General features: G+C 70.9%; 11 protein-coding genes. 6 read left to right on the top strand and 5 right to left on the bottom strand.

Annotated features, from left to right (window positions below; genetic code table 11):
- Window positions 1-45 precede the first annotated feature (45 nt).
- On the top strand, window positions 46-642 hold the full coding sequence (locus AB0P17_RS06325) for a DUF4245 domain-containing protein (protein ID WP_365808069.1): 597 nt from the start codon (window positions 46-48) through the stop codon (window positions 640-642).
- Between the two features lie 146 nt (window positions 643-788).
- Here AB0P17_RS06325 and AB0P17_RS06330 read toward each other — a convergent pair whose 3' ends face one another.
- The 4 genes from AB0P17_RS06330 to AB0P17_RS06345 form a co-directional block, all read right to left on the bottom strand.
- A complete protein-coding gene (locus tag AB0P17_RS06330; RefSeq protein WP_365808071.1) occupies window positions 789-1,376 on the bottom strand; it encodes a malonic semialdehyde reductase in 588 nt (195 codons plus the stop codon).
- A gap of 209 nt (window positions 1,377-1,585) precedes the next feature.
- Entirely contained in the window at window positions 1,586-1,828 is a 243-nt protein-coding gene (locus tag AB0P17_RS06335; RefSeq protein ID WP_365808073.1) for an exodeoxyribonuclease VII small subunit, read from the bottom strand.
- Between the two features lie 105 nt (window positions 1,829-1,933).
- Entirely contained in the window at window positions 1,934-3,145 is a 1,212-nt protein-coding gene (gene xseA, locus AB0P17_RS06340; protein WP_365808074.1) for an exodeoxyribonuclease VII large subunit, read from the bottom strand.
- Between the two features lie 39 nt (window positions 3,146-3,184).
- The gene (locus AB0P17_RS06345) at window positions 3,185-4,570 is read right to left on the bottom strand and encodes an APC family permease (RefSeq protein WP_365808076.1); all 1,386 of its coding nucleotides are present in this window, start codon (window positions 4,568-4,570) and stop codon (window positions 3,185-3,187) included.
- Between the two features lie 86 nt (window positions 4,571-4,656).
- Between AB0P17_RS06345 and AB0P17_RS06350 the strand changes: the two genes are divergently transcribed.
- Together AB0P17_RS06350 and ppgK are read left to right on the top strand one after the other, a co-directional pair.
- Window positions 4,657-5,685 (top strand): 4-hydroxy-3-methylbut-2-enyl diphosphate reductase, encoded by a 1,029-nt coding sequence (locus tag AB0P17_RS06350; protein WP_365808078.1) that lies wholly within the window; start codon window positions 4,657-4,659, stop codon window positions 5,683-5,685.
- A 97-nt stretch (window positions 5,686-5,782) separates the two neighbouring features.
- Window positions 5,783-6,520 (top strand): polyphosphate--glucose phosphotransferase, encoded by a 738-nt coding sequence (gene ppgK / locus AB0P17_RS06355; RefSeq protein WP_365808081.1) that lies wholly within the window; start codon window positions 5,783-5,785, stop codon window positions 6,518-6,520.
- Between the two features lie 39 nt (window positions 6,521-6,559).
- Here the strand turns inward: ppgK and AB0P17_RS06360 are convergent, their stop codons facing one another.
- Window positions 6,560-7,123, bottom strand: coding sequence for a DUF6542 domain-containing protein (locus AB0P17_RS06360; RefSeq protein ID WP_365808121.1), 564 nt, complete (start codon window positions 7,121-7,123; stop codon window positions 6,560-6,562).
- A gap of 334 nt (window positions 7,124-7,457) precedes the next feature.
- Here AB0P17_RS06360 and ychF point away from each other — a divergent pair, with 334 nt between their 5' ends.
- The 3 genes from ychF to AB0P17_RS06375 all read left to right on the top strand — a co-directional run.
- Window positions 7,458-8,546: a redox-regulated ATPase YchF gene (ychF, locus tag AB0P17_RS06365; RefSeq protein ID WP_365808084.1), complete on the top strand. Its 1,089-nt coding sequence runs from the start codon at window positions 7,458-7,460 to the stop codon at window positions 8,544-8,546.
- 332 nt (window positions 8,547-8,878) lie between these two features.
- Window positions 8,879-9,163 carry a hypothetical protein gene (locus AB0P17_RS06370; RefSeq protein ID WP_365808086.1) on the top strand — a complete coding sequence of 95 codons (285 nt, stop codon included), beginning with the start codon at window positions 8,879-8,881 and terminating at the stop codon, window positions 9,161-9,163.
- Window positions 9,145-9,440, top strand: a 296-nt coding sequence (locus AB0P17_RS06375) for a DNA-binding protein (RefSeq protein ID WP_365808088.1), incomplete at its 3' end; no start/stop codon positions are given. The genes AB0P17_RS06370 and AB0P17_RS06375, both read left to right, overlap by 19 nt.

Raw genomic sequence — 9,440 nt, forward strand, 5'->3', positions numbered from 1 at the left:
AGGGGCCCACGTATGAGCGCGATCGGGTGATGCGACGATGGTGCCGTGGCAGGTATGCGAGGCAGACAGACGGTGCGGGACATGTTCCTGTCGATGGCGGTCATCGGGATCGTCGTCGCCGTGATCTACGTGTTCATCCCGCACGACGACACCCCGGCCCCGGTCAAGGCGGTCGACTACCGGGTCGAGCTGGTGACCGCGCGCCGCGCGGCGCCGTATCCGGTGCTGGCCCCGGCGGGGCTGGCGCAGACGTGGAAGGCGACGTCGGTCTCGTACCAGCGTCAGAACGACAACGCGTGGCACCTCGGCTATCTGGACCCGGACGGCCAGTACGTCGCGGTCGAGCAGTCGACGGCGGCCGCGAAGAAGTTCGTGGCGGAGGTCAGCCACGAGGCCGAGGACACCGGCGAGACCCAGCGGGTGGCGGGGGAGGCCTGGCAGCGCTGGAAGGGGCCGAAGTACGACGCCCTGGTGCGCACCGAGGGGGACGCCACGACGGTCGTGACGGGCACCGCGTCCTACGAGCGGCTGGCGGAGATGGCCGAGGCGCTGGAGGCCGGCAAGGAGGCCGAGGCGGGGACCGGCGCCGGGGCAGGAGCCTCCGGGGCCGGTGCCGACGGCGGATCGGGCGCGGAGCGGTGACGCCGTAACGCGGGAACGCCCGTACGTTTCATGGGCAACGACGCGGCGCCGCGGCCCGTTCCGGGGACTCCGGAACGGGCCGCGGCGCCGTATGTACGGGGTGTCCCGCGGGCGGCCGCTCGGACGGGCCGCTCGGGACGGGCGGCTCAGACGGTGGTGACGGCCTCGTCGAAGGTGAGGCGGGGAGAGCGCGGGAACCAGGCGTTCTCGCCGGGCTTGCCGATGTTGACGATCATCAGCGGGGTGTGGTCGTCGTCCAGGAACTCCTTCTGGACGCCGGCGGCGTCGAACCCGGTCATCGGGCCGGCGGCGAGCCCGGCGGCGCGGACGCCGATGATGAAGTAACCGGCCTGGAGCGTGGCGTTCAGCGCGGCCGAGCGCTCGCGGGCCGAGCGGTCGCCGAAGAAGTCCTTGGCCTGCGGGAGGTGCGGGAAGAGCTGCGGCAGCTCCTCGTGGAACTCGTTGTCCGCGGCCAGGATCGCGACGAGCGGGGCGGAGACGGTCTTGTCCCTGTTGCCGTCCGACATCAGCGGGGCGAGCCGCTGGCGCGCCTCGGCGGAACGGACCAGGACGACCCGCAGGGGCGACTGGTTCATCGACGTGGGGCCGTACTTCACGAGGTCGTAGATCGCCTGGACCTGCTCCTCGGTCACCGGCTCCGTGGAGAATGTGTTGGCGGTATGGGCCTCACGGAAGAGCAGGTCCTGGGCGGCTGGGTCGATCACGAGGGACATTTTGGGGGAGTACCTTCCGGACGGTTCGATCACGGGGTGATCAGGTGATGGCGGATTCACCGTAGCGCGGGAGTATGTGAATGTTCAATCAAATCTGGGCTGGGTGATCCACCCCACAGGCCCGCGCACGGCCCCCTCCTCCAGCTCACCTGTCCTGCGGCTCACCTGTCCTGCGGCTCACCCATCCTGCAGCTCACCCGTCCTCCGGCTCACCCGTCCTCCGGCTCCTTCCCGGCGAGGGAGGCGTCGAGCCGGGCCCGCGCCCCCTCCAGCCAGTGGCGGCAGACCTTCGCCAGCTCCTCGCCGCGCTCCCACAGGGCCAGCGACTCCTCCAGCGACGTACCGCCCGCCTCCAGCCGGCGCACGACCTCGATCAGCTCGTCGCGTGCCTGCTCGTAGCCCGGTGTGTCCGTGGCGGAGGCCGCCGCCGCGCCGTTGTCCGTGCTCGTCATGTCATCCACCCTAAGTACGCCTCATCAGTACGCCGCATCCGGCGAAGCGCGCGCGTGACCGCGCGCACCGACAACGATTTCCCTCCGCGCCGCTCACTTCGCGGCTCACTCCGCGACGACCCGCACCGCGAACTCGCCCTCCGCCACCCGGGCCCGCAGCTCCTCGGCCGGGGCGACCTCCCCCGGCGCCCGTACGACCGTCCCGTCGGGCCGCTGGAGCACCGCGTACCCGCGCTCCAGCGTCGCGGCGGGCGACAGCGCCACCACCCGCGCCCGGGTGTGCGACAGCTCCGAGTCCGCCCAGTCCAGAAGATGGCGCAGCACCCGCCGGCTCCGGTCGGCCAGCGCGTCCACCTCGGCGGCGCGCTCCTCCACCATCCGGTGGGGCCGCTCCATCACCGGCCGGGCGAGCGCGTGGGCCAGCCCGCGCTCCTCGCGGTCCAGCAGCCCTCGTACCGTACGCAGCGCACGGTCGCGCAGCCCCTGGACGCGGTCCAGCTCCTCACCCACGTCCGGCACGGTCCGCTTGGCCGCGTCGGTCGGCGTCGACGCCCGTACGTCCGCCACCAGGTCCAGCAGCGGCGCGTCCGGCTCGTGCCCGATCGCGGAGACCACCGGCGTCCGGCACGCCGCCACCGCCCGGATCAACTGCTCGTCCGAGAACGGCAGCAGGTCCTCCACGCTGCCTCCGCCGCGCGCCACGATGATCACGTCCACCTCGGGCAGCGCGTCCAGCTCCTTGACCGCCTGGACGACCTGGGCCACCGCGTTGACCCCCTGCACCGCCGTGTTGCGGACCTCGAAGCGCACCGCGGGCCACCGCCGCCGTGCGTTCTCCAGCACATCGCGCTCGGCCGCCGACGCCCGCCCGCAGACCAGCCCGACGAGCTGGGGCAGGAACGGCAGCGGCTTCTTGCGGTCGGCCGCGAACAGCCCCTCCGCGCCCAGCGACCGCTTCAACTGCTCCAGCCGCACCAGCAGCTCACCGATCCCGACCGGCCGTATCTCCGTCGCCCGCAGCGAGAGCTGCCCGCGCGGCGCGTACCACTCGGGCTTGGCCTGCACCACGACCCGCGCGCCCTCGGAGACGACGTCCGCGATCGCGTCGAACACCTGCCGATAGCACGTGACGCTCACCGAGATGTCGTACGAGGGGTCGCGCAGGGTCAGGAAGACGACCCCCGCGCCGGGCCGGCGCGAGAGCTGGGTGATCTGCCCCTCGACCCAGATGGCGCCGAGGCGGTCGATCCATCCGCCGATGAGCCGCGAGACCTCACCGACGGGCAGCGGAGCGTCCGCGGACGTGTGGAGAGCCATGCCGAGGAGCGTAACGGCCGCCTCTGACAACGCCCCGGTTCATCCCGCCGCGCGGGCCCGTTGCGCCAGCAGCACGACGAGGCCCACGGCCAGCCAGATCGCGCCCACCACCTGCGCCGAGCCCGCCGCCTCCGTGATCACCGCGATGAGGATCGCCGCCCCGATCACCGGCAGCACCAGATGCGCGAACCAGCGCGGCGGCCCCTCCGCGCGCCGTACCACGAACCACCCCACCACCGACGCGTGCAGCAGCACGAACGCCGTCAGCGCCCCGACATTCACCACCGAGACGAGATGGTCCAGGCCGTCCGGGCGCCGCGCCGCCCACACGGCGGCCACGAGCGTCACCACCGCGGCCAGCAGCAGCGCCACCCGGGGCACACCCGCGCTGGTACGGGCCAGCGCGCGCGGCAGCCGGCGCTCGCGGCCCATCGCGAAGAGCAGCCGGCCGGCCGCCGCCTGCCCGGCCAGCGCCGCGAACGCCGCACCGATCGCCTTGCTCGCCGCCACCAGATCGTGCAGCCAGGTACCGACGGCCGTGTCCACCGCGTCGTAGAACGCGGACCCCTGCTTCGCCGGATCGGCCGCCAGCTCCGCCGAGGTCACCGGCTCCAGCAGCGCCACCAGATACGTCTGCGCGATGAACAGCACGCCCGCCAGCACCAGACAGAACAGCACGGCCCGCGCCACCTGCCGCGAACCGCCCGTCACCTCCTCGGCGAACGAGGCGATCGCGTCGAAGCCGAGGTACGAGAGCACCGCGACCGACACCGCGCCGAGCACCGCCGCCAGGGAGAAACCCGTATCGCTGGTGAACGGCGAGGACCAGCCGCGCGTCGCCCCGTCCCGCACCAGCACCACCACGGCCGACACGACGAAGACCAGCAGGACCACGAGTTCCATCGCCAGCACCGCGAAGCCGACCCGGGCCGCCGCGCGTACCCCCCAGAGGTTGAGCAGCGTCGTGACGACCACGGCGATCGCCGTCCACACCCACCGGTCCACGGAGGGCACCAGCGCTTCCATGGCGATGCCCGCGAAGAGGTACGCCACCGCGGGGATCAGCAGATAGTCGAGCATCGCCATCCACCCGGCGATGAACCCGGGCCCCTCACCGAGCCCCTTGCGCGCGTACGCGAAGACCGACCCGGCCTGCGGTGCGACCCGCACCATCTGGGCATAGCTGAACGCCGTGAACGCCATCGCGACGGTCGCCACCACGTAGACGAGTGCCACGGCACCGTGCGACCTGGCGTCGAGGGTGCCGAAGACGCCGACGGGGGCCATGGGGGCGATGAACAGCAGCCCGTACACGACGAGATCCCGGAAGCCCAGCGTCCGCCGCAGCCCCTCACCACCCGGTGTCGCGCCCTCGCCGCCCGGCGTCGCGCCCGCCCCGCTCCCGCCCGTCCCGCCGCCGGCCATCGGGTCCCTCCCTCGATCGCGTAGGGACCAGTGTCGTGCAGAGGGACGGCGATCCGCCTCTTGTGAACGGCCTTACGATGGGAGGCATGACTGCAACGTCCCGCCCGTCGCCCGCCGCCACCCTCAGTGGAGACGCCGCGCGCCGCGCCGGCAAACGCGTCCTCCTCGCCGCTCCCCGCGGCTACTGCGCGGGGGTCGACCGTGCCGTGATCGCCGTGGAGAAGGCCCTGGAGCAGTACGGGTCGCCGATCTACGTCCGGCACGAGATCGTCCACAACAAATACGTCGTCAAGACCCTGGAGAACAAGGGCGCCATCTTCGTCGACAGGACGGCGGAGGTCCCCGAGGGATCCATCGTCATGTTCTCGGCGCACGGTGTCGCCCCCGTCGTCCACGAGGAGGCGGCCGAACGCAGGCTCGCCACCATCGACGCCACCTGCCCCCTGGTCACCAAGGTCCACAAGGAAGCCGTCCGCTTCGCCCAGGAGGACTACGACATCCTCCTCATCGGCCACGAGGGCCACGAAGAGGTCATCGGCACCTCGGGCGAGGCCCCGGACCACATCACGCTGGTCGACGGTCCGGAGGACGTCGCGAACGTCGAGGTCCGCGACGAGTCGAAGGTGGTCTGGCTCTCCCAGACCACACTCTCCGTCGACGAGACGATGGAGACGGTCGACGCACTCAAGGAGAAGTTCCCGCTGATGATCGCGCCGCCGAGCGACGACATCTGCTACGCCACCCAGAACCGGCAGATCGCGGTCAAGCAGATGGGCGCCGACGCGGACCTGGTCATCGTCGTCGGGTCCAAGAACTCCTCCAACTCGGTACGGCTGGTCGAGGTCGCCCTCGGCGCCGGTGCCCGCGCCTCCCACCTGGTGGACGAGGCCGCCGAGATCGACGAGGCGTGGCTCGACGGCGTCTCCACGGTCGGTGTCACCTCCGGGGCCTCCGTCCCGGAGATCCTGGTCGACGGCGTCCTGGAGTGGCTCTCGGAGCGCGGCTTCGGGGACGTCGAGATCGTCAAGGCGGCCGAGGAGTCCATCACCTTCTCGCTCCCGAAGGAACTGCGCAGGGACCTGCGGGCCGAGGCGGCGGCACTCTCCGAGCGCTAGGATCTGTCGCTCGGATCGGGGCCAGGGGCAGGGCGGGGAACGATCCGTTCGGCCCTGGGCCCTGTCGCTGTCAGCATCAGCCCGTAACGTTGTGTCCATGAACGTCTTCGGAGTGGACATCGGCGGCTCGGGAATCAAGGGCGCGCCCGTGGACCTGGAGCGCGGCGACCTGGTCGAGCCTCGCTACAAAGTACTCACGCCGCACCCGGCGACGCCCGAGAGCGTCGCCGACGGTGTGGTGGAGGTCGTCCGGCATTTCGGCTGGTCCGGGCCGGTCGGCATCACCTTCCCCGGGGTGGTGACGGGCTCGGTGATCCGCACGGCAGCCAATGTCGACAAGGGGTGGATCGACGTCGACGCGGGCCAGGTCCTCGGCGACCGGCTGAACCTGCGGACCACCGTCCTGAACGACGCCGACGCGGCGGGTGTGGCGGAGATGGCCTTCGGGGCGGGGCGCGGCCGCAAGGGCACGGTCTTCCTGCTGACCTTCGGCACGGGCATCGGCAGCGCGCTCTTCATCGACGGCCGTCTGGTGCCCAACACCGAACTGGGCCACCTGGAGCTGAACGGCCACGACGCGGAGAAGCGCGCGTCCACGAAGGCCAAGGACGACGAGGAGCTGGGCTGGCACCACTGGGCGCACCGGGTCCAGAAGTATCTGGCCCACGTGGAGATGCTGTTCTCGCCGGAGCTGTTCATCATCGGTGGCGGGGTGAGCCGCAAGGCCGACAAGTTCATCCCGCTGATCGAGGGGATCAGAGCCGAGATCCTTCCGGCGGAGCTGCAGAACAACGCGGGGATCGTCGGCGCGGCGATGTCGGCGGCGGGCCGCTGACAAGCGCCGGGCGGGCTCGCCACCCGCTGACCGGTTCCGCTACCCCCGAGGCCCCTGCCGCACCGCCCGGCTCGCGGTGGCGCCGCTCCGCGGGGCGGGTGTCCGGCCGGTCCGGGTGGGAGCCGGCCGCCCCCGGGGCCCGGCGCCCACCCGGGTGGCGACCCGGGTGGCGGCCAGGTCCCTGGCGAGCTGCCGCCGCCCCATTTCGCGCACCTTCCGTACGGTGGCGATGAGCCCGGCGACCAGCGTGCCCCCGTACAGCCAGCCCGCGTGGACGGCCAGGGTGGTGACGAGCGCCATGACATGCCCGCCGAAGCCCCCGGCGCCGCCGGAGATCGGCAGCGCGCCGACCGCGAAGGCGATCGGCGCGATGATCGGCGCGGTGACCAGGTCGGCGGGGCGTACCCACAGCGCGGTCACGGCGCTGACCGGCAGGAACAGCACTCCGTAGACCACGGGCTCGGCGCCGAAGAGCAGCGCGTCGAGGAAGGCGAAGAAGAGCATCGAGGCCGTGGCGAAGAGCCCGGCGCCCAGCCCGGTCAGCCGGGGATTGGGCAGCGCGCGCAGCCGCCGCACGACGGGCGGCACCCGCCGCCTGTGCACCGCCGGGTGGCGCCGCGGCCGCTGCCGCCGCTGGGCCTGGTGAGGTGTCCTCCGCTGCTGCTCCACCGGACCAACGTAGGTGGCGAAGGCGGACGAACCGGGGAACCGAGGGCGGGACACGCCCTCCGGGTGCCGGCGGAGGTGAGTTCGAGCGGCGCGCCACCGGACCGGGAACGGGCGCCGGTACGGAGTCCACGGCCCCGCACCCGTCGTCGGCCGCCGCGGCGCGCCCGTAAACTGGGGGATCGGGCCCGCGCGGCCCGCTGCCCGGGCCGCACAGGCCTCCAGCCAGTCCTCGGCCGCCGGCCGGTCCTCACTCCAGGAAGTCGCCAACGTGTCGCTCACGATCGGAATCGTCGGTCTGCCGAATGTCGGCAAGTCGACCCTGTTCAACGCCCTGACCAAGAACGACGTGCTGGCGGCCAACTACCCGTTCGCCACCATCGAGCCCAACGTCGGCGTGGTCGGCGTCCCGGACCCCCGTCTGGACAAGCTCGCGGAGATCTTCGGCTCGCAGAAGATCCTCCCGGCCACGGTCGACTTCGTCGATATCGCGGGCATCGTGCGGGGCGCCTCCGAGGGGGAGGGGCTGGGCAACAAGTTCCTGGCGAACATCCGTGAGTCGGACGCGATCTGCCAGGTCATCCGGGCCTTCAAGGACGAGAACGTGGTCCACGTCGACGGCAAGGTCTCGCCCAAGAACGACATCGAGACGATCAACACCGAGCTGATCCTCGCCGACCTCCAGACGATCGAGAAGGTCCTCCCGCGCCTCCAGCGCGAGTCGCGCATCAAGAAGGAGGTCCTGGGCCAGGTCAAGGCGATCGAGGAGGCCCAGGCCATCCTGGAGACCGGCGAGACGCTCTTCTCGGCGGGCATCGTCCAGGGCACCGAGAAGTCCGAGCCCCTGCGCGAACTGCACCTGCTGACGACCAAGCCCTTCCTCTACGTCTTCAACGTGGACGAGGAGGAGCTGACGGACGACACCTTCAAGGACGAGCAGCGCGCCCTGGTCGCCCCCGCCGAGGCGATCTTCCTCAACGCCAAGCTGGAGTCGGACCTCGCGGAACTGGACGACGACGAGGCCCTCGAACTCCTCCAGTCGGTAGGCCAGGAAGAACCGGGCCTGGCCACCCTCGCCCACGTCGGCTTCCGCACCCTGGGCCTCCAGACCTACCTGACGGCGGGCCCGAAGGAATCCCGCGCCTGGACGATCAAACAGGGCGCCACGGCCCCCGAGGCGGCCGGCGTGATCCACACCGACTTCCAGAAGGGCTTCATCAAGGCCGAGGTCATCTCCTTCGCCGACCTGGTCGACACCGGCTCGGTCGCCGACGCGCGCGCGGCGGGCAAGGCGCGCATGGAGGGCAAGGAGTACGTGATGCAGGACGGCGACGTGGTGGAGTTCCGGTTCAACGTCTAGTCGCTGACGTATCACCACGTCGCTGGTCTGGTAAACATGCAGGTCAGTCAGAGAGGGCCCGGCTCTTCGGAGTCGGGCCCTTAGTTTTTCCCGTGCTGGGATGGTGCTGGGATAGCTGACTCCACGTCATCTGTCGTCATCCCTGGTCATCCGTACTGTGCTGGGATTGTGCTGGGATGGAATGGAAGCGACCGTGCTGGGTTTCGGGCGTTGCGCTGCCCGATGTGAGGGAGTGAGTGGGAGGGGTTCATGTACACATCTTCTTCGTGGCCTTGCGGCTCCGCGCGGATCCGGGCGTAGCACTTTTCCTACTCGTTTGACACACTTGGGGTATGGGCGAGACGACGTACAGCATCGGGGAAGGGCCGGCGACGCGGGTGAGCCTTTCGCTGCCCGAAGGGACCGCGGAGGCGATTCGGGCGCGGGTGGGGAAGCGGGAATTCTCCGCGTTCATCGCCGTGGCGGTCGAGCGTGAGCTGCGCGGGCAGGTTTTTGACGAGTATCTGGCGGACTACGAGAGCCGCAAGGGGCCGGTTTCCGAGCAGGCTCGTCAGCGGGCTCGGCAAGTTTTCGACGAGGTGTTCGCCGAGGAGGGCCAGTGGCCCGCCGCAAGCTGAGTCACGAGGGGACGCTCGTCCTGGACAGTGAAGGGCTCTCGAAGCTGCTCGCCGACGGCGAGCAGGTGGTGGCTCTGATCGCTGAGGCGCGCTCGCGCGGCATGGAGGTAGTGATCAGTTCACTCACCATCATCGAGGTCGTCCATGCCCGTACGAACATGTCGCGCCTGGACTGGGTGCTCTCCGGACTGCGTGTAGTCCCGGTGGGCGACGAGGAGGCGCGGGCAGCCTCGAAGTTGTTGATGGATGCCGGTTTGCACGGGCAGAAGTACGCGAT

Source organism: Streptomyces sp. NPDC088124 (assembly GCF_040685895.1).
In the GTDB taxonomy this organism is placed as follows: domain Bacteria; phylum Actinomycetota; class Actinomycetes; order Streptomycetales; family Streptomycetaceae; genus Streptomyces.